Origin of the sequence: Mucilaginibacter sp. (genome assembly GCF_028288185.1) — a bacterium.
GTDB lineage: Bacteria > Bacteroidota > Bacteroidia > Sphingobacteriales > Sphingobacteriaceae > Mucilaginibacter.
On sequence record NZ_JAQBOF010000029.1, the window covers coordinates 196,755 to 216,558 of the forward strand.

Below are 19,804 nucleotides of genomic sequence, written 5' to 3' on the forward strand. Positions count from 1 at the left end.
TATGAAAAAGACCCTCTTAGTTATCAGCCTGATTTTAATTTCAGGTATCTGCCTGGCCCAAGACGGGAACGCGGGCATCAACGAAGCGACCACCCAGGTCAAAAGTTACTTTTCCACCGGCACCAATTTGATGTATGCCATCGGCGCCATTGTCGGCCTGGTCGGCGCGATCAAAGTGTATAAAAAATGGAACGATGGCGAACATGACACCGGTAAAGTTGCCAGTAGCTGGTTTGGCAGCTGCATCTTTTTAGTGGTCGTTGCAACCGTACTTAAATCCTTCTTTGGCGTATGAGTTACAGCATCAACAAACGCATCAATAAACCCATCGAGTTTAAGGGCCTCAAAGCGCAATACATTGGCTATTTAGGTGGTGGCTTAGTCTGCCTGCTGGTATTATTCGCCGTTCTCTATTTAATTGGCCTGGCGATCTATTGCTGCATCCTGATCATTGCCGGTTTAGGCAGCCTGTTATTTTATAAGGTATTTGGGCTGAGCCATAAATATGGTCAGCATGGCCTGATGAAAAGAAATGCGAGGCTCTATCTGCCTGATTATTTAAAATTCAAATCCAGAAAGGTATTTTATGAAAAGCGCTGAACAGGTCTATCCTATTTATAAGACCGAGCATGATACGATGCTCTCAGGTCAAGGCGAGTTGACCATCGGCTACCGTGTCAACCTGCCGGAGTTATTTACGCTATCGAACGAAGAATATATCGCCTTTCACCAGACCTGGGTCAAAGCGATCAAGCTATTGCCCAGACATTGCATTTTTCATAAACAAGATTGGTTCGTTGAAGATAACTATAAAGCCAAATTTAGTGACCAGACGTTTTTGGGCCATGCCAGCGAACGTTTCTTTAATGAACGGCCATACCTGGCGCATCATTGCCATCTGTTTATTACGAAACGGCCCTTGAACTATAAGCCGGTGACCAGCGCGGTGAGCGGCTTAATGCGCAAACGCCTGGTGCCCCAGCAAACTATTTCACCGGAACTGTTCCGTGATTTTGAAGATAGCTGCGGGCAATTTAAACGGGTATTGGAAGATAGTAATTTATTGTCGCTTGTACGACTAAGCGATGATGAATTAGCCGGAACCTTCCAGCAGCCCGGTGTGTTGGAACAATACAGCTTTTTGCTCAGTGAGGCGGATGCTCCGGTATTAAAAGACATCCATTTTAAAGATGAATTACGGATCGGCGATCATCATTGCCAGTTGTATAGTTTGGCGGATGCTGATGACCTGCCGGCATTTTGCGGGCCGCGCATTACATACGATAAATATAGTACCGACAAAACCAAGTTCAGCACCGGCTTTGCCAGTCCCATCGGGGCGCTGCTGGACTGCAATCATATTTATAACCAATATATTTTCATTGAGGATAGCGCCAAGACCTTAAAAAAACTCGAAGCCAAGAAGCTGCGGCTGCAATCGCTTTCGGCCTACTCCCGCGAAAACGCAATCGGCCGGGATGCCACCCAGGAGTTCCTGAACGAGGCGATCAGCCAGCAGCGGCTTCCCGTTAAAGCGCATTTTAATATTTTAGCCTGGGGTGAACCCAAAGATATCCGAAACAAAGTCAGTTCCGCACTCGCCCAGCTTGACGCCCAGCCCCGCCAGGAAACGGACGGCGCACCGCAGCTTTGGTGGGCCGGCCTGCCGGGTAATGAAGGCAACTTCCCGATGAATGACACGTTTGATACCTTCGCGGAACAAGCGGCCTGCTTTTTAAATTTAGAAACGAATTATCGTTCTTCTTTGTCACCCATGGGCATCCGACTCGGTGACCGTCTGTCCGGCAAGCCGCTTCATGTTGACCTATCGGACGAACCAATGAAAAACGGCATTACGACCAACCGTAATAAATTTATTTTAGGTCCATCCGGCAGTGGCAAGAGCTTTTTCACGAATCATTTATTGCGTTCTTATTTCGAACAGGGCGCACATATTGTGTTAGTTGATGTAGGTCACTCCTATCAGGGCCTCTGTGATTTTGTTGGCGGCTACTACTTTACCTATTCCGAAACCAATCCTATCAGTTTTAACCCGTTTTATGTAGGTAATGGCGATATGCTCGATACCGAAAAACGGGAAAGTATCAAAGCCATGATATTGGCACTCTGGAAAAAAGAAGATGAAGGCGTACAGCGAAGTGAATACGTGGCGCTCTCCGATGCGCTATTCCACTACTACGAAAACAAACCAGATTTCGCCTGCTTCGATTCTTTTTATGAATTTCTGAAGGGCGATTTTTATGCGACCATGAGAGTGTCAAAAGTAAAAGACGCACATTTTGATATTGATAACTTGTTATTTGTTCTCCGCCCCTATTACAAGGGTGGTGAATACGACTATTTGCTGAACGCTAAAGAAAATCTTAACCTTTTAGACCGGCGTTTCATTGTATTTGAACTGGATAACATCAAGGATCACCCTATTTTGTTTAGCGTAACGACCCTGATGATTATGTCGACGTTCGTTAGTAAGATGCGCAAGTTACCGAAGGATGTGCGCAAAATGATCCTGATCGAAGAAGCCTGGAAGGCTATCGCAAGAGAAGGTATGGCCGAATACATTAAGTATCTCTTCAAAACCGTCCGCAAATATTTTGGTGAAGCGTTGGTAGTGACCCAAGACATTGAAGACATTATTTCTTCACCCGTTGTCAAACAAGCTATCATCAATAACAGTGACTGTAAAATCTTATTGGATCAGCGCAAATACCAGAATGACTTCCCGAAGATTCAACAATTGCTCGGTATTACCGACAAGGAAACCGCGCTCATCATGAGTATGAACCGCGCCAATGACGAACGCTACAAATACAAAGAGGTATTCATTTCGCTAAACGGTCAGTTATCAAGAGTTTACCGAACCGAGGTCAGTCGCGAGGAATACTGGACCTATACGACGGAATCCAGCGAAAAAGCAAAAGTCCAGGCTTATACCAAAAAATACGGCGATATCCGCAAGGCTATTGCTATGATCGTTAACGAAGAAAAACAAGCCGCATGAAAAAACTAATTTTTATCGCACTGTTTTTTGCTGCCTGCAAAAGCGGCAGCCGCACTTATGTCAATCATACCGAGGGGCAATACTCTATTGCCGATGATACGCTGATTATCCTTGACACCCTCATTATTAACCGCATGGGTTATCAAAAAGTCCGAAACGGACAGACTTTACCCAAAGAATATAAAGTGAAGCAATGGGGACAGCATAGTCCCGATGCGCCCGTCATCCGCATTGACGGCAAACATGCCTTTTTGAATAACACCATTTATACCCAAGTGCCATGAAGAAGTGGGTCATCATACTGGCATTCTGCGGCGTAACCGGAACGGTTCACGCTCAGTTTATTGTGGGTACCGTGGTCAAAAAGGTCATCAAAGCGATTGACCTGAAGATACAACGCTTACAGAACGAAACGATCTGGCTGCAAAACGCGCAGAAACAGATCGAGAACCAGTTATCTAAGGTCAGGCTGGGCCAGATCGCAGGCTGGACCGGGGAACAGCAAACACTATACAGCGGCTATTATAACGAGTTATGGAAGATCAAATCCTATATCAGCGATTACCAGCGTATCAAAAACCTTGCAGTAAAACAAGCGGCGCTGGTCAGCCAGTATCAACAGGCCTGGGCACTGTTCCGAGGTGACAAGCACTTTTCCGCCGACGAACTTAACTATATGCAACAGGTTTATACTGGCATTTTGGATGCTAGCTTGAAAAACCTCGATGAGATCATGCAGGTGGCCAGCGCGGGACGTACGCAAATGAACGATGCGGACCGGTTGGAATTGATTAATAAAGCCGGTGACCATTTGGATGAGAACTACAATGATCTGAAACAGTTCAATACGCAAAACCAGGTGCTGAGCCTGCGGCGCGCGGCAGATTTAAATGAATTACAAACCTTAAAGAATTATTATGGCATCCGTTAAAATAACTATCGTCCTATTGTTCAGCTTGAGTTGTGCCCAGGCACAAACTTTCGCGGAATGGTTCTCGCAGGGCAAGACCCAAAAGAAATACCTATTGGCGCAGATCGAAGCCTTGCAGGTTTATGGCGGTTACCTAAAAAAAGGTTATGGCGTTGCTAAAGGCGGCTTGGGTTCTATTACCAGTTATGCCAGCGATGAGTTCAAACTGCATACGGCTTATTATGACCGGCTGAAAATGGCTGACCCGAGCCTGAAAAACAATGCCCAGGTCAAAGAGATCATTAGCTGGCAACAGGATATCATCAAATTGACCAGCAACTGGAATGAAGTTCAACCTACTAAAAACGCCTTACTCAAAGACTGTGAAGCGCAATTAACGGAATTGAGTAAAGTAATTTCCAGTAAAACTGAAATGACTGAAGCGGAACGCCTGCAGCAAATTGAAGCAATCCATGCGGCGATGTTATCCAATTTGCATTTCGCCAGCAACTTCAGCACGCAGCTTAAACGCTATGCGATACAAAAACAACAAGAGATCAATAGTACAAACACCTTAAAAGAACTCTATGAAAATCGTTAAAACATTGCTTTTGGGCGTGTTCATGTGCTTTCACATTCAAGTTCACGCTCAGGCACAAGAGATCGAGCAATTGATGCTTGACATTGAAAAATTGACCCAGTTCAAAAGCATCCTGGCAGATATGAAAGCCGGCTACCAGATCTATGAGCAGGGTTATGGCAGTATTTCCAGTTTGTCCAAAGGCAACTTCGACCTGCATAATGTATACCTGACGGGCTTAATGGCGGTCAGTCCTTCCGTTCGGAATTATGGCCGGGTCGCGGAGATCATCAGTCAACAAGCCAGTTTGGTTAGCGAATACAAACGGGCGAACAACAACTTCCGGCAAAGCGGGAGCTTCAGCGCCGATGAACTCAGCTATATGAGCAATGTTTATAGCCGCCTCATTAACCAAAGCTTGGATAATCTCGACGAACTGAATACTATCCTGACCGCTAACAAATTAAGGATGTCTGACGCTGACCGCATCAAAGCGATTGACCGGCTTTATGTGACCAGCTCCGACCAATTGGGTTTCCTGCGCAGTTTTAACCGGCAAAGCATGGTGTTGTCGCTTCAGCGCGCAAAAGACAGCAATGATCTGAACACTTTAAAAAAATTGCACAAATGATAGTGCTGCAATCTACCGGTTTGGCTTCCGATATCGGCGGCCTGCAAGGAACGCTCAACGGCGTCTATAATGAAATGCTGCCTTTATGCAGCCAATTGATCGGCGTGGGCCGCGGTATCGCCGGTTTTGGTGCCCTGCTCTTTATCAGTTCCCGCGTCTGGCGGCAAATCGCCGCTGCCGAGCCGATCGACTTTTATCCGCTATTGCGGCCATTTAGTATTGGCCTGGCCATTTTGTTATTTCCGACGCTGATCGCGGTGATGAACGGGGTCTTGAACCCCACCGTAACCGCTACCGGCGGCATGGTCAAAAATTCGGACGCAGCCATTCAAAAACTCCTGGCGGCCAAGCAAGCCGCCATTGAAAAAACGGACGCCTGGCAGATGTATGTCGGTTCCGATGGCGATGGCGACCGGGACAAATGGTACAAATACACCCACCCTGATGATCCGAATGGCAGCAAGGAAGGCGTATTCGCCGGTATCGGTAATGACATGAAGTTCGCCATGGCTAAAGCCAGTTATAATTTCCGCAATACGGTGAAGCAATGGATGAGTGAGGTATTACAGGTCGTCTTTGAAGCTGCGGCGCTGTGTATCAATACGATCCGCACATTCTACCTTATCGTATTGGCAATACTCGGCCCGCTCGTACTCGGCCTATCGGTATTCGATGGTTTTCAATTTACGCTCAATACCTGGTTAGCCAAATACGTTAATGTATTTCTCTGGCTACCCGTGGCTAACATCTTCGGCGCGATCATCGGCAAAGTACAGGAAAACATGCTCAAGCTGGATATCCAGCAAGTGAACCAGGCGGGCGACACTTTCTTTAGTTCAACTGATACGGCTTACCTCATCTTTTTATTGATCGGCATTGTCGGCTACTTCACGGTTCCCGCCGTAGCCGGTTATATTATTAACCCCGGTGGCGGCAATAGTTTGGTGAATAAAGTCAGCACGCTGGCTTCAAGCGCGGTTATTTCGGCGGCTACTGCATTCAATGTATCATCGAATCGCCCAACCTCAGCAACTGCGGCTGCCCCTGTGCCGGCCGCTTCCAGCAGCGATTACCAAAAACAGAAACTGGATTACGAACCCGCTAAACAAAATAAAAATTAACATCATGTTCACCCATCTCCGAAACATCGAAACGGCTTTCCAGCATATCAAGCGATTCAGCTATTTGCTGATCCTGGCCTGCACGTTCATCTGTGGCTTTGCCCTTTACAAAAGCTACCAGTTCGCGGCCAATACTAATAGCCACGTCTACATTTTAGCCAATGGCAAAGCCCTTGAAGCGTTCGCTGCCGACCGAAAAGATAACATTCCGGTCGAGGCCCGCGACCATATCCGTATGTTTCATCACTATTTCTTTACGCTCGACCCTGATGAAAAAGTGATCGACGCCAATATCGGCAAGGCATTGTATTTGGCCGACGAATCAGCCCGTAACCAGTACAATGGTCTTAAAGAAAAAAGCTATTATAACAATTTGATCTCGGGCAATATCAGTCAACAGATACAGGTCGACAGTGTTTGGCTGGACATGAACCAGTATCCTTATGAATTTAAATGCTGGGCTATTCAAAAGTTGACGCGCTCGACTTCAGCGGTTAACAAATTACTCATTACCCACGGCTACCTGCGTAATGTGAGCCGAAGCGATAACAATCCCCACGGCTTCCTGATCGAGCGTTGGGAAACACTGGCTAACCGTGATACGACACTTGGCCCATGAAAAAACAAAAAAAGCTATTGATCATCATCGCAACCATCTATGCATCATTGTTATGCTGGTCGCTCAATTATAATTCAATAAGTGTGAAACCCGGCCAGGTACCTCAGTACATCGGCCATAATCTTCAAGACCATGGAAAAACAACGCAAATTCTACCTCGTCATCCCGCTCCTGGTGATACCCTTCCTGACAATGGCGTTCTGGGCGCTCGGCGGTGGCCAAACCAAAGCCAATCAGCCGACAGCAGCCAAAGGCATCGACATGACCCTGCCCGAAGCACAATTCAAAAAAGACCAGGTGTCCGGTAAGTTGGCCGTTTACCAGGCCTCCATGCGGGATTCCGCCCAAAACGGCGTCAGCCCCTCCTTCCTGAAAGCGATGGGCCTGCATGCCGACTCGGCAAAAATCAACCAGTTGAACGCCCCGCCCGATGCCGATCAAAGCGCGGAGCGTATCCAGGCTAAGCTGGCGCAACTGAATAAGCAAATCAATCAGCCACAAACACCAGCTTACGATCCGCAAACGGAAGCGACCGAACAGAAAATTCGGCAACTCCATCAGATGATGAAGTCAGCCAAAAGTAGCCGGAGCGAGGAAGATCCGGAAATGGCGCAGCTCAGCAAAATGCTGACGCAAATCCAGCAGATCCAAAACCCAGGTTCCGTTAAAACCGAAACCAAACCCGCAGATACCAGCCCATTCAAAGCTATACCTGCGATCATCGACGGCAAACAAAAAGTCATGGACGGAGGAGCTGTTAAACTCAGATTAACCGATAGCGTAACGCTTAAAAACCAGCTATTGCCTAAGGGTCAACAAATCTTTGGTGTTTGTTCGGTGACCAACCAGCGCCTGCTCCTGACCATTCAAAATATCCGGTTAGACAAGCAGATCATACCGGTCAGCCTGACCGTCTTTAGCCTCGATGGAATGCCGGGGATACCCGCGCCGGAAGCTGAATTAGGCGGCGCGGCCGGTAATGGTGCCGATAATGCCGTACAAGCCATGCAGTTTATGAGTATGGACGCCTCGCTCGGTGCGCAAGCTGCCGCCGGCGGCATTAATGCGGCGAAGGGACTGTTCAGCAAAAAAGTGAAGAAGATCAAAGTTAAACTCAGCGACCAGTTTCCCATACTGCTGAAAATCAATAAATAATATGGATCAGGCCGTTAATTTTTATGAGTTAAAAACGCAACTAGCTGACCTCGGCTTTGCCGATCCGGACATTGTTGACCGGCTCCGTGAACGCATCGTTGGCAGCACACGAGATTTTCGGTTGCTGCACCGCGAAAATCTAAACGGGTTGGTTGCGGAATATTCCTTTGACATCCAACGGCATGAGCCGGATGGCCCATTGCAATTTGACCACCTGGAGGCGGCCATATACCGACCGGGAAAAGAGGAATATTTCTATGCCATCTTTTCACCGGATATCACCCGGGACGAGGTCGACCAAATCCTTCAGCAGGGTATCAAAGGCCCGTTTGTCGAAGAAAACCTGCCGGATTATTTCGACCGCGCTAAAATTTCAAACATTTTAAATCAAAATAACATGAACACACAGAATTTAAGTTACCTGCAAAAACAATTGCTGAACCTTGGCTTTGGCGAAGGGATGAACAAAGAACTCGAGAAGAACATCGAGGCGAAGACGCCCGAGTTTACGCTCAACAGCACGAACGACTACAATAAACAAAATGTCGATTACAAACTGCATTTCAAAGCCGGCGAAAAGGACGAGATGTACTTTTTTAATAAGTACGATGCCTCGCTGCAAGGCAAGGACATGGCGCAGACCTTTTATATCAATAAAGGCAGCGGTATCACTGCAAAAGAAGCGTATAATTTAATGGAAGGCCGTGCTGTCCACAAAGAACTGGAGAACAAAGAAGGTGAAAAATACAAAGCCTGGGTGGTGATCGACAAAGACAACATGACCGAGAACGGCAATCACAAACTCAACACGTTTAGCGACGGTTGGAATTATAAACCCGAACGCGCGATTGATAAAATGGCGATCGTGGGTATCGATGAGCCCGGCAACCGCGACAAACTGATGAAGTCATTAGAAAAAGGCAACCGCCACCAGGTGGAAGCGCTGCGCGACGGCAAACCGGTCAAGCTTTTTATCGAAGCCAATCCCACGGAACACCGGGTGAACCTGACCAATTATAAGGGTGAAGCCCAGCAACTGGAACATTATAAAAAGCCGGAAGCCAAACAGGAACAGAAAAAGGCCGAAACCCAGACTCAGGAAACTTCAAAAAAAAAATCTAAGGGAAAGAAAATGAGTGTTTAACCTAAAGTGCCTATGGAACCGTTTGGCTTTGACCAACTCCCGGAAGTTATCCGCCAGCTTTTTGAGAAGGTGGAGCACATCGAGTTCCTGTTGCGGGAGCTACAGGTAAGACCGGAAGAAGATACGGTGATGAACATCACCGAAGCCGCTGCGTTTTTGAAGACCAGCCCTGGAGCCTTGTACACCAAGGTCAGCCGTGGCGAGATTCCCTTCAGCAAACCCGGTAGGCGGCTGTACTTCGACAAGGACGAACTCAGAAAATGGGTAAAGCTGGGCGGAAAACATTAATTTAGCGCCATCTTTTGGCGGTTCGATCCGCCTTGTGATAAGGTTTAGGTTGAAAGTCCCCGGCAGCGAGTGTTTGGGGACTTTTATTTATCTTTAGGGACCTTAGCATTTCCTGATGAAACAGATAATAATTCTCTTATCGCTTGGCGTTTTTGCCACCACGCTTAGCGCGCAAACGATCAATGCCGCTTATGTCAAAGCGCTTTACCAGCAATACCCCACCTTAAAATCAGATTTCTGCCCGGCTTGTAAACTTTGGGTCAATCCCTATTATAAATCCATCGCGGATACGGCGAAGCATATGCCGCTGGTCACTTATTATGTTTATACCAAAGCCCATCGGCTGGAACAGGAAAATGCCCAGGTGCCGCGGACCGGTATTTATGCCGCCTGGCATTCGGCTTATGGTCAGCCTGATGAAACCAAAGTATATAAGCAGGCCAATGTGGAATCACCAGCTATGATCGCTAAGGGACATTGCCAGGCCTGGATCTTACTGGCTTATGATATTAACGGCGCTATTTTATCCGACACCTATACTTTTAACGCCGGGATGGAATACCAGGGGCAGAACATCGGCACGGAGATCGCGACCGAAGAACTATGCCGTAAACTGACCGATCAAACGGACAGCGTTCGCATCTGGTGCGGTACCTACGGTAATCAACGGACCTATACTAAAAACAAGGTTACGGTTACGATGCCCAGCCATTACTATAAGATCATTAAATATAATAATGAGTTGCTTTGTTACTGGATGCCTAACTTGCCAACCGAAAAACGGGCATTGTTGCCCAAGCGCAAAGTGAGCCATGAACAATTGGTGGCCAATCTGGGCTTCGACCCGATGGCGATTTTTAAAGAATAAACTAATAAATAAAAAATGTCCTTTGATCTCAGCAGTCCCTTCAGTACTTAACGGGCGTTAAAACGAATATGTGCCAGATAAGGCCCTAATTGACGGGTGTCCTCGAAAGCCCGCCAGCGCAATATCTTATTAGCCAAAGGATCATAATACAACTCCCCGTAAAAACAGCCGACACGGTACAACTGCACCATGAGGCCGTTTTCCTCCCTGTCGGCCAAAAATTCGCCCTGCAAAATGACGCCCGCTTTCTCAGCGTCATCCAGCGCGTCGTATTCTTCCATCGTCAGCATACCCAAATTTAAGCAACTTATTTAAACATTTGCCGGCTTCTTCAATTGTCTTTTGACCGCTTCAAAGGAATCTCCGGCTTCCGCCACGGCCGCCAGTAATTTAACTTTTGTGGTATTGAGTTCCTGCGTCCAGTATTCAACCGCATAGTCATCACTGGTATCTACGCTGCGCGTATCAGCGACCAGGCCTTTTCTTTTAACTTCCATTAAATTTTATGGGGATCGCCCAGCGGGTTATTGGCCTGTCTTAATAAAGCTTCCTCACTGGCCGAAGCTGGTTCTGTTGGGATTTTATCGGGAACCGGCGTGTTCGTCCCGTCATTTAAAGGTACCGGAACTAGCCGTTTCCTTTTTACTTTCTTTTCCATGTCGTTATAAGCTCAAATAGTGAGTTTTGTTTGCGCTAAATAATGCTTCGTCATAGTACTATTATTTAAAAACAACTAGAACTAATTACTTTCGCTAAGCTTAGCGAGTTTTTCCGCTACAATGCTTAACAAATGTGTATCCACTGGCTGGGTCGCTAAGGCGCGGTAACCGCCTTCTTCATCCGGTTCAAAAGTCACCGTGGTTTCGCCGATCAGCACCGCGATACGGTGGGTATAGCCCCAACGCTCGAAACGTGCTTTTAAGTCCTGTTCCTCGCCCTGATAAATTATGGGTAAATTAAATGGCTCGTTCATATTAAAATATCAGATAACAACTCTAAAAGTTAGATTGATGCGGGCCTTCATTGGTTTAATTGATTTAGCGATACGATGTTCCCAATGTTCCTGTAAGCCGGCTTTCATTAGCAGGAACGAACCATGCTCCAGTTTAACCGAGTAATGTTCGCTATGATTTGCTTTGTTCCGGATGTCAAAACTGCGCACCTGCCCAAAACTCACTGAAGCGATAACGGGATTTTTACCCAGTACACTTTCCCGATCACTATGCCAGGCCACCGAATCATTGCCATCGCGATAATAATTAAGTAATACACTATTAAAAGTAATGCCCGCCAACGGCTCAACCAATGATTTAATATACAAGAGTTCGGGTGTCCATGGATTTGGATTAGAAATCTTACCCGATACCGAATAATCGGTACCTATATCCCCATGCCAGGAAGTTAAACGCGGCGTCAGGTATTCCTTATCCCACATCTTCTGCGTACTTTGCTTCCACGGCGATTCCGCGATAAATTTAGCCAGCAATGCATCGCTTTCAACGGCGTTGATAAAGCTAGGGCGGTATTCCAATAACGCTGTAGGTAATCCCTTGCTTTGTCCTGCTTCCGCGAAAAAACTCAACTGCTCCATAAAACCTCTATATTATGCTGAATGAACTTGCCCAACTGCTCCTGTTCTGCGACGGTCAAGACCTCACCGTCATAGATCCAGTAACCCTGGTCATCAAACAAGATCCGGCCCAAATAATCCATTTCATAAGCCGAATACAAATCATAAACTAGCGCTGCATCCTTGCAATCCATATCCGGAATAACACTTACGACTTCATCAGGGCCGCTTTTTCTTTTTAACCAGGCGTTCATCAAAACAAATGTAAAAATAATTTACGAAATGCTAAAAATATTAGCATAACTTTGTTGTCATGGCCGTTGCGAATAGAGAACTGATCGAGAAGCTGCAAAAGAATATTTTGCAATGGGAAGGCTATAAGCCGCCCTCATCGGGTACACGGGGCGTTTTAGGTTTGGGGCCCTTAGAATCAGCTTTCCCTAATGGCGTGTTTCCGCAGCATAGTGTACATGAACTGGTTTGCTCCAGTAGTGAGCAGGCAGCGGCTTCGGGGGGATTGGTAACCGGTATTTTATCTACGCTACTACAAAAAGGCGGTGTTTGTGTGTGGATCGGGCGCGCAAGGCGGCTATTCGCGCCTGCGCTGGCAGCTTTTGGAGTTGCTCCGCACCAGGTGATATTTATCAGTTTACATAAAGATAAAGACACCCTGTGGGTGATGGAGGAAGCGCTAAAATGTTCGGGCCTTACCGCTGTGGTTTGTGAGTTGAGGGAAATGGATTTCAAGCAATCGCGGCGTTTTCAGTTAGCGGTTGAAAATAGCAGAGTAACAGGCTTTGTGTTGCGGAACGCTAAGGATAAATTGAGTTCGACGGCCTGCGCGGCCCGTTGGCAGGTAAAGTCTTTGCCAAGTACCGAAATGAACGGTTTGCCCGGATTAGGATTTTTAAGATGGCAGGTGGATTTACTCAAAGTGCGGAATGGACATACGGGAAGCTGGACTTTAGAATGGCAGGACGGGTATTTTGTTCCGACTGAAGAAATAACGATTAGCGAAGAAAGGCAGGTAGGTTGAGCGATGCAGAAACGTTTTATGGCGATCTGGTTCCGGCACCTGCTGACGGACGGGCTGGCGCGGCGGCGGCCCGAACTGAAAGACCTGCCTTTTGTATTGGCTGCACCGGTTAAAAACCGTATCGTCATTACCGCTGCAAGTGCGGCAGCAGAACGAGAGGGAGCGTTTGTTAATATGGCGGTGGCCGATGCACGGGCGGCGGTTCCTGAACTGTTGGCTATTGATGACGTGCCCGGCCAAGCTGCAAAACTATTGCGGTTGATCGGTTTGGGTTGTATTCGTTATACGCCTATAGTGGCGCTGAACTTGCCGGATGGGCTGATGCTGGATATTTCCGGTTGTACGCATTTATGGGGTGGTGAGCGGGAATACCTAAAAGAAATTGTTCTGAAATTAAGGGCGGCGGGCTTTGATGCCCGTGCGGCGATTGCGGATACACCGGGCACGGCCTGGGCTGTGGCCCGCTTTGCCCAAAAACGACCCATCATTGCCTCGGGTGCTCAGGCTATTGCAATTGCAGGATTGCCGCCAGCGGCTTTACGACTGGAACCGGATATTTTAGACAAACTGCAAAAACTGGGCTTTCGGAATATCGGACCGCTACTGGATATTGCGCCGCAAAGCCTGCGGCGGCGTTTTGGCACCGGTCTACTCTTACGTATTGACCAGGCATTAGGCCGTGTAGAAGAATATCTTGAAGCCTTAGTGCCGCTCGTACCGTATACGGAACGCCTGCCGTCCTTAGAGCCTATCCGAACCGTACCGGGTATTGAGATCGCTATTGAAAAATTACTTGAAATGCTTTGCCTGCGCCTGCAGGCCGATGGCTTAGGTGTTCGCAAAGCCGTATTAAAATGTCATAGGATTGATGGCCGTAAAGTACAGGTTGGCATTACCACGACCAAAGGGTCGCATAGCGTTTCGCACCTCCTGCGTTTGTTTAAACTACAAATTGACAAGATCGAACCGGCATTGGGCATTGAACTATTTGTCATGGAGGCTTCGCGTACCGAAGAAATGGATGTGGTGCAGGAACAGCTTTGGGCGGAGTCCAAAGGATTAGGTGATACCTCGCTTGCCGAGTTGCTGGATCGTATCGCGGGTAAAGTGGGTGCTGCTGCGATCCAACGTTTTTTACCTGCCGAGCATCACTGGCCGGAACGCTCCATTAAACTGGCTGGTTCACTGACCGAACAGCCGCAAACCGCCTGGCCGGAATTGCCGCGGCCGATGCGCTTGTTAAATGAACCCGAAAGTATTGAAGTAATGGCGTTAGTGCCTGATCATCCGCCCAAATTATTTGTGCATAAAGGTAAGCGGCATACGATTGCCAAAGCCGATGGCCCGGAACGTATCGGGCGGGAGTGGTGGCAGGACAGCGGACAACACCGGGATTATTATGTAGTGGAAGATAGCGAAGGCTGCCGTTACTGGGTGTTCCGTTCGGGGCATTACGATGGTGGTGATGCGCAATGGTATTTGCACGGTTATTTTGCCTGATATGAAATACACGGAGTTACAAGCCACCTCTAATTTTAGCTTCCTGCGCGGCGGCTCGCATCCCCACGAACTTGCGGAGCAGGCAGCGGCATTGGGTTATTCCGCTATTGCGGTAACCGACCGCAATTCTTTTGCCGGAATCGTTCGTGCGCACATGGCCGCTAAAGCTGCGGGCATTCAGTTTATCCCGGCCTGTCGTTTGGACTTAATGGATGGCACCAGTTTGTTAGCCTACCCTACTGATATTGAAGCTTACGGGCGATTATCGGCATTACTGACTTTGGGTAACAGGCGCACCGAAAAAGGAAAATGTGAACTTTATAAAAAAGATGTTTATGACTATGCGGAGGGCATTTTGTTTGTCTCCGTTGCGCCCGAAAAATTAAATAGCCGGTTTGAATTTAGTGCTGATTTTTTAGGTGACCTAAAAGAGTACCGACATCATTTTGGGAAAGCTTTATATGTAGCCGCTTCTTTTAATTACCAGGGCCAGGATGCCAAGCGGCTGTTCCGGTTGGCCGAAACTGGTGTTCCTTTGGTTGCTACGGGTGATGTTCATTACCACCAGCCCTCACGCCGGGAATTGCAGGATGTATTAACCTGCATCCGCGAGAAATGTACCATACATATTGCAGGTTATCATTTGCACCCCAACGTCGAACGTCATTTAAAAGAGCTGTCAGAAATTGAACGCTTATTTAGAAAATACCCCCAGGCTATCGCCAATACACAAGCGATCGCGGAGGCTTGTACGTTTTCATTGGATGAACTCAAATATTTAGAGCCGGAAGAAGTATTGGTTGACGGCCTGACCACACAAGAGCGGTTAACGCAACTGACCTGGGCCGGCGCGAAAGTTTGGTTTGGCAACCCGGTGCCGGAAAAGCAACGGAAACAGATCGAATTTGAACTGGCTTTTATCGAAAAACGCAGGCTGGCCTGGTATTTCCTGCGGGTTTACCATTATACCCAAAAAGCAGAAGAATTGGGCATCCTACACCAGGGACGCGGTTCAGCAGCGAACTCTACCGTTTGTTTTTGTTTAGGTATCACTGCCGTTAACCCCGCTAAATCGCGTTTGCTGTTTTCCCGTTTCATGTCGGACGCGCGGGATGAATGGCCCGATATCGACGTGGATTTTGAGCATGAACGCCGGGAAGAAATTATCCAGTTTATTTATAATGATTACGGCCGTGACCGCGCCGCTATTGTCGCTACTGTAATGCAGGAACAACACAAGGGTGCTATCCGTGATGTGGGCAAAGCGATGGGCTTGTCGGAAGATACCATTAAACGGATCGGCGGAACGATCTGGAGTTTCCGCGAAGAAGGCTTTGATGAAAACCACTTGCGCGAACAGGGCTTGAACCCTAAAGACCCACTGATATTGAAAGTATTACAACTAACGAGTGAACTCATCGGTTTCCCGCGCCAGCTTGGTCAACACACCGGAGGTTTTGTGATCACCGAAGGCCAGCTATCTGATCTATGCCCGGTGATGAATGCCACCATGGAAAACCGGACGCAGGTGGAATGGAACAAAGATGACCTGGAAGATCTGAAGATCCTGAAAGTAGATGTATTGGGCTTGGGTATGCTGACCATGATCCGCAAGGCTTTTGACCTGGCTTGGGAACATTACGGACGCAAACTAACCTTGGCTAATGTGCCGCAGGATGACGAATTAGTTTATGATATGATCTGTAAAGCCGATACGATCGGGGTGTTCCAGATCGAGAGCCGGGCGCAAATGTCCATGCTCCCGCGGCTGAAGCCCCGCTGTTTTTATGACCTGGTGATCGAGGTGGCGATTGTCCGGCCCGGTCCGATACAAGGCGATATGGTACACCCCTATTTGCGGCGGCGTGATGGACTGGAAGCCCCGGAATATCCTAAAGAAGAACTAAAGGAAATACTGAGCCGTACGCTTGGTGTCCCGCTGTTTCAAGAACAAGCGATGGAGATCGCCATCGTGGCTGCTGGTTTTACACCGGGCGAAGCTGACCAGTTGCGCCGGAGCATGGCTTCCTTTAAGGCCAATGGCAAGCTGCATATGTACGAAAAGAAAATGGTCGATGGTATGATGGCGCGGGGTTATGAAGAAGACTTTTCGCGGCGGGTGTTTAAACAGTTGCAGGGCTTTGAGGGTTATGGTTTTCCGGAGAGCCATGCCGCTTCATTTGCATTACTCGTTTATATCTCCTCCTGGCTCAAATGCCATTACCCGGATATTTTCTGCGCCGCACTGCTGAACAGCCAGCCTATGGGCTTTTACCAACCTGCACAAATTGTACAAGACGCACGCAACCATGATGTACAGGTCTTACCCCCTGATGTGAACTATTCCGAATGGGATAATACGCTGGAAAAAAAGGGCGGAAAATATTACGCGGTTCGTTTAGGTTTTAGACAAGTTAAAGGCTTGCGGGAAGAAGATATGCTCACGTTGGTGACGATGCGCGATAAAGGATACATTCATGTGGATCAACTGCGTACCGTAGGCGTACCTGAAGCGGCTTTGGAAAAATTAGCGGATGCCGATGCCTTCCGTTCCATGGGCACTGACCGCCGGATGGCGCTTTGGGAGGTTTCGGCTTTGGCTGACCGGCCTATTGGTTTATTTGACGGGCAGGTTTCCGAAACGGTGCTGGAAGATACGGTACCCTTGCCGCTGATGACCCGTGGTGAGCATGTAGTACAGGATTATGTATCGACCGGGCTTTCGCTCAAGGATCATCCCGTTGGCTTAGTACGACCCCAATTGAACCGTTTACGAAATGTCCGGGTCAGCGACCTGGCAAAATATAAGGACGGCGACTTTGTGCGCCTGGCGGGCCTCATTACCGTGCGCCAGCGCCCCGGTACCGCCAAAGGCGTTTTATTTATGACCCTGGAAGATGAAACAGGGTCGGCTAATCTCGTGGTCTGGCAACAACTGTTTGACAAGTACCGCAAAGAGATCGTGCAATCCAAACTACTGATGGTATCGGGCAAATTACAGATCGCCAATGGGGTCACGCACTTGGTCGTTCGTCAATGTTTTAATATGAGCGCCTTGTTGCGCAGCCTGACTCAAACCGATTTGCCGCAAACTTTAATGCGCGGCGATGAAACCACCCAACCCGTAAATTATGACGGGCGGTCAGGTCCGGCGGTTTCCGCCGAAGGAGCTTTCCACAAAGGGCGGAATTTTCATTGATCAGAAGGTCTCACAGGCATAGCGTTCTAAAAATTCCAATGCCGAGGCTTTTTCGTAAAGGATGATCCTGGTGCCGTATTGACTATATCTTATTTCACCGGTATCCCGTAATATTTGCAGGGTGCTTTTGCTTTTGATATGGAGCAATTTCATTACCTCCTCACCGGAGATCCAAAGCTTATCCTGGACTTGTTTTTCCTGCAAGCGCTTAACGACCGTTTCTATCAGTTCGTAAAACGCATTTTCTTCCATACAGATCACATTCATATACTAATTCATTACAATGCTTTCGACTAAATTTTTGACATCCGCCTTGATCCGCTGGTAGTTTATCAGCACTTCGTTTGCGCTGACGTTTCGCGCGGCGGGTATATCCTGGTAGGTTGCTTCCTCTTGTTTAATAGCTTGATGGTCATTTTGTATTTGGCAATGAAAGGTTTTGAGCTCGATCTTATTGGTGGGGTCATCGGCGACCATACCGACAAACTCACCGGAGGATAGCCCGGCTATTTTGGATGCGGGTATAGCATAATCTAATTGTGTGGATTTGCTGACCGAAGTGTCACTGCTATTGATAGAGACGCTTTCTTTGACCTGGTTGATCTTACCAAAACGCTCCGATAATTGTTTAGCCGTATCGCCGGTAACCTGCCCGCAAATAATATTACCGACGATATTCATGATGACCTCTGCCTGGTCACGTCCGTAATCCTTTTTGAGCTGGCTGTTATCCTGCACCGCCAATGTTACTGCTACTTTATTGGAACGTGCCGTGGCGATCAGGTTATCAATGCCATTAAAATAAATGGTTGGAAACTCGTCAAAGATCAGGCTGCATTTTTGCTGATTTTTCCTGTTCACTAATTTATTGATGCGGTTAACATAGAGTGATAACACCGCCCCGTAAACCTGAGATTTTTGCGGATTATTGGCCAGGCAGACTACTTTGGGATTAAGAGGATTATTGATGTCCAGCGAAAAATCGTTGCCACTTAATACGTAATAAAGCTGCGGCGAAGACAATCGGGCTAAGCTTATTTTAGCACTGGCAATCTGTCCTTCCAATTGTTCGTAGGCTTCATTCTTCCAGGCCGAGATGAAAGGATTGATCAAAACTTCAATTTCCGGTTCACTGGTCAATACGGCGAACAGGTCTTTATAATCTACCAATGAAAGTTCAATTACATGCGGCAATGTGCAATAGCGTCCGCCCTCATATTTTTTTAGGAACCAGATCAGCGCGGTAACGAAATTAATGGGCGATTCCACGAAGAAATCGCCTTGTTTTTTGATCCATTCCCGGTTCAGGCCGAGCATGACCGTCCGGCTGGATTCGATGGCATCGGTGATGTCAGTCATGGTTTGCGGCTCCAGCGGGTTGCTGCGGTGCATAATTTTTTCGAAGTTGATCACATAGAAAGACCTGCCGCCATGTTTTAACAAAGCATTATAAGCGATCTTGCTGAGGTCATCATATTTGAAGTCATAGATCAGCATACTGAAGCCCTTGGCAATATGCTGGGTGATGATATGCCGGATAACGAAATACGACTTACCCGCGCCCGGGCTGCCGCCGACCAGTGTGCCGCGAAAGGGGTTGATCACATTGATCCAACTGCTCCGCTCCTTCCCTTTTAACTGGTACTTCGCCGGCAGGTTAATGGAATATTCATTTTCGAGCTGGCGTTCTTCCTGTGGAAAGGTTTCGTTCTCTTTATTGAAGATATCACCGCCTAATTTGAGTTTTAACATCCTAAAGAGTAAGCCACCGCCGGTCATAAACAATAAGAAGCCAAATGATGTCGCACCGATGTATAACCAGCCAGACAGGTAGCTGCTGAAGAAATAAATGAGTAAGCCAGTAGTACAATAGGTCACAATAGTTTTGGGCCTGATCTTATCATCCCGCTTTCCTTTGGAACCGATAAGTGACACAATGAGTAAAGCCAGCGCGCTGAGTTTGGCCATTATGGTTGTTTTAAAAATCGCCATTTTAGACAACGGCAATAGAACGTGATCTACGATTTTGTGTGTAAGTCTGAGTTGCTGAAAGGCAGGATAGCAACTGAGATAAAAGTGAATAAGGAGCACCGAGATGCTTAATAGTCGCGTAAAATCGATGATCTTTCTCAGGGCTTGTTCGTTTTCTCCGGTTTGCATT

25 protein-coding genes are annotated in these 19,804 nt (G+C 47.6%); 16 read left to right on the forward strand and 9 right to left on the reverse strand.

The features are described from left to right. The first annotated feature begins 1 nt into the window (after window position 1). Genes JWQ34_RS13200 through traJ form a run of 8 tightly spaced genes read left to right on the forward strand, consistent with a single transcriptional unit; the run spans window position 2 to window position 6,264 of the window. On the forward strand, window positions 2–295 hold the full coding sequence (locus JWQ34_RS13200) for a DUF4134 domain-containing protein (protein ID WP_299357765.1): 294 nt from the start codon (window positions 2–4) through the stop codon (window positions 293–295). Continuing rightward, entirely contained in the window at window positions 292–600 is a 309-nt protein-coding gene (locus tag JWQ34_RS13205; RefSeq protein ID WP_299357767.1) for a DUF4133 domain-containing protein, read from the forward strand. Before JWQ34_RS13200 ends, JWQ34_RS13205 begins: the two co-directional genes overlap by 4 nt. Beyond that, the gene (locus JWQ34_RS13210; protein ID WP_299357769.1) at window positions 587–3,022 is read left to right on the forward strand and encodes a TraG family conjugative transposon ATPase; all 2,436 of its coding nucleotides are present in this window, start codon (window positions 587–589) and stop codon (window positions 3,020–3,022) included. Before JWQ34_RS13205 ends, JWQ34_RS13210 begins: the two co-directional genes overlap by 14 nt. Continuing rightward, entirely contained in the window at window positions 3,019–3,306 is a 288-nt protein-coding gene (locus tag JWQ34_RS13215) for a hypothetical protein (RefSeq protein WP_299357770.1), read from the forward strand. The genes JWQ34_RS13210 and JWQ34_RS13215 overlap by 4 nt, the downstream gene beginning before the upstream one ends. After that, window positions 3,303–3,953 carry a conjugal transfer protein TraI gene (locus tag JWQ34_RS13220; protein ID WP_299357771.1) on the forward strand — a complete coding sequence of 217 codons (651 nt, stop codon included), beginning with the start codon at window positions 3,303–3,305 and terminating at the stop codon, window positions 3,951–3,953. The genes JWQ34_RS13215 and JWQ34_RS13220 overlap by 4 nt, the downstream gene beginning before the upstream one ends. Further along, window positions 3,940–4,533, forward strand: coding sequence for a hypothetical protein (locus JWQ34_RS13225; protein WP_299357772.1), 594 nt, complete (start codon window positions 3,940–3,942; stop codon window positions 4,531–4,533). Before JWQ34_RS13220 ends, JWQ34_RS13225 begins: the two co-directional genes overlap by 14 nt. Continuing rightward, window positions 4,520–5,143, forward strand: a complete 624-nt coding sequence (locus JWQ34_RS13230) for a TerB family tellurite resistance protein (protein ID WP_299357773.1) — start codon at window positions 4,520–4,522, stop codon at window positions 5,141–5,143. Before JWQ34_RS13225 ends, JWQ34_RS13230 begins: the two co-directional genes overlap by 14 nt. Next, the gene (traJ, locus tag JWQ34_RS13235; RefSeq protein WP_299357774.1) at window positions 5,140–6,264 is read left to right on the forward strand and encodes a conjugative transposon protein TraJ; all 1,125 of its coding nucleotides are present in this window, start codon (window positions 5,140–5,142) and stop codon (window positions 6,262–6,264) included. The genes JWQ34_RS13230 and traJ overlap by 4 nt, the downstream gene beginning before the upstream one ends. Here the strand turns inward: traJ and JWQ34_RS13240 are convergent. Next, a complete protein-coding gene (locus JWQ34_RS13240) occupies window positions 6,245–6,409 on the reverse strand; it encodes a hypothetical protein (protein ID WP_299357827.1) in 165 nt (54 codons plus the stop codon). The genes traJ and JWQ34_RS13240 overlap by 20 nt on opposite strands. Here JWQ34_RS13240 and traK point away from each other — a divergent pair. The 5 genes from traK (at window position 6,329) to JWQ34_RS13265 (ending at window position 10,338) form a co-directional block, all read left to right on the forward strand. After that, the gene (gene traK, locus JWQ34_RS13245) at window positions 6,329–6,883 is read left to right on the forward strand and encodes a conjugative transposon protein TraK (protein WP_299357826.1); all 555 of its coding nucleotides are present in this window, start codon (window positions 6,329–6,331) and stop codon (window positions 6,881–6,883) included. The genes JWQ34_RS13240 and traK overlap by 81 nt on opposite strands. A 132-nt stretch (window positions 6,884–7,015) precedes the next feature. Then, window positions 7,016–8,038 (forward strand): conjugative transposon protein TraM, encoded by a 1,023-nt coding sequence (traM, locus tag JWQ34_RS13250; protein WP_299357775.1) that lies wholly within the window; start codon window positions 7,016–7,018, stop codon window positions 8,036–8,038. 1 nt (window position 8,039) lies between these two features. Then, window positions 8,040–9,182 (forward strand): hypothetical protein, encoded by a 1,143-nt coding sequence (locus JWQ34_RS13255; RefSeq protein ID WP_299357776.1) that lies wholly within the window; start codon window positions 8,040–8,042, stop codon window positions 9,180–9,182. Between the two features lie 12 nt (window positions 9,183–9,194). Then, entirely contained in the window at window positions 9,195–9,470 is a 276-nt protein-coding gene (locus JWQ34_RS13260) for a helix-turn-helix domain-containing protein (RefSeq protein WP_299357777.1), read from the forward strand. 115 nt (window positions 9,471–9,585) lie between these two features. Beyond that, window positions 9,586–10,338, forward strand: a complete 753-nt coding sequence (locus JWQ34_RS13265) for a DNA/RNA non-specific endonuclease (RefSeq protein WP_299357778.1) — start codon at window positions 9,586–9,588, stop codon at window positions 10,336–10,338. 47 nt (window positions 10,339–10,385) lie between these two features. Here JWQ34_RS13265 and JWQ34_RS13270 read toward each other — a convergent pair whose 3' ends face one another. The 6 genes from JWQ34_RS13270 to JWQ34_RS13295 all read right to left on the reverse strand — a co-directional run bounded on the left by JWQ34_RS13270 (window position 10,386) and on the right by JWQ34_RS13295 (window position 12,162). Continuing rightward, window positions 10,386–10,619, reverse strand: coding sequence for a hypothetical protein (locus JWQ34_RS13270; protein WP_299357779.1), 234 nt, complete (start codon window positions 10,617–10,619; stop codon window positions 10,386–10,388). Between the two features lie 30 nt (window positions 10,620–10,649). Next, window positions 10,650–10,835: a DUF3606 domain-containing protein gene (locus tag JWQ34_RS13275; protein WP_299357780.1), complete on the reverse strand. Its 186-nt coding sequence runs from the start codon at window positions 10,833–10,835 to the stop codon at window positions 10,650–10,652. Further along, window positions 10,835–10,996 (reverse strand): hypothetical protein, encoded by a 162-nt coding sequence (locus JWQ34_RS13280; protein ID WP_299357781.1) that lies wholly within the window; start codon window positions 10,994–10,996, stop codon window positions 10,835–10,837. The genes JWQ34_RS13275 and JWQ34_RS13280 overlap by 1 nt, the downstream gene beginning before the upstream one ends. An 81-nt stretch (window positions 10,997–11,077) precedes the next feature. Next, window positions 11,078–11,311 (reverse strand): hypothetical protein, encoded by a 234-nt coding sequence (locus JWQ34_RS13285; RefSeq protein WP_299357782.1) that lies wholly within the window; start codon window positions 11,309–11,311, stop codon window positions 11,078–11,080. A gap of 9 nt (window positions 11,312–11,320) precedes the next feature. Then, window positions 11,321–11,929, reverse strand: a complete 609-nt coding sequence (locus tag JWQ34_RS13290; RefSeq protein ID WP_299357783.1) for an alpha-ketoglutarate-dependent dioxygenase AlkB — start codon at window positions 11,927–11,929, stop codon at window positions 11,321–11,323. Further along, window positions 11,917–12,162, reverse strand: a complete 246-nt coding sequence (locus JWQ34_RS13295) for a hypothetical protein (protein WP_299357784.1) — start codon at window positions 12,160–12,162, stop codon at window positions 11,917–11,919. The genes JWQ34_RS13290 and JWQ34_RS13295 overlap by 13 nt, the downstream gene beginning before the upstream one ends. 59 nt (window positions 12,163–12,221) lie before the next feature. On the opposite strand from JWQ34_RS13295, the gene JWQ34_RS13300 reads away from it, so the two are divergent. From JWQ34_RS13300 to JWQ34_RS13310, 3 genes are read left to right on the forward strand one after another with little or no spacing between them, the layout of a single operon-like run. Beyond that, a complete protein-coding gene (locus tag JWQ34_RS13300) occupies window positions 12,222–12,944 on the forward strand; it encodes an Error-prone repair protein ImuA (protein WP_299357785.1) in 723 nt (240 codons plus the stop codon). Window positions 12,945–12,947: 3 nt separating this feature from the next. Continuing rightward, window positions 12,948–14,444, forward strand: a complete 1,497-nt coding sequence (locus tag JWQ34_RS13305) for a DNA polymerase Y family protein (RefSeq protein ID WP_299357786.1) — start codon at window positions 12,948–12,950, stop codon at window positions 14,442–14,444. A 1-nt stretch (window position 14,445) separates the two neighbouring features. Then, window positions 14,446–17,643, forward strand: coding sequence for an error-prone DNA polymerase (locus JWQ34_RS13310; protein WP_299357787.1), 3,198 nt, complete (start codon window positions 14,446–14,448; stop codon window positions 17,641–17,643). Here JWQ34_RS13310 and JWQ34_RS13315 read toward each other — a convergent pair whose 3' ends face one another. Further along, entirely contained in the window at window positions 17,644–17,910 is a 267-nt protein-coding gene (locus JWQ34_RS13315) for a DNA-binding protein (RefSeq protein WP_299357788.1), read from the reverse strand. Between the two features lie 3 nt (window positions 17,911–17,913). Beyond that, window positions 17,914–19,803 (reverse strand): conjugal transfer protein MobC, encoded by a 1,890-nt coding sequence (gene mobC, locus JWQ34_RS13320; protein WP_299357789.1) that lies wholly within the window; start codon window positions 19,801–19,803, stop codon window positions 17,914–17,916. Between the last annotated feature and the right edge of the window lies 1 nt (window position 19,804).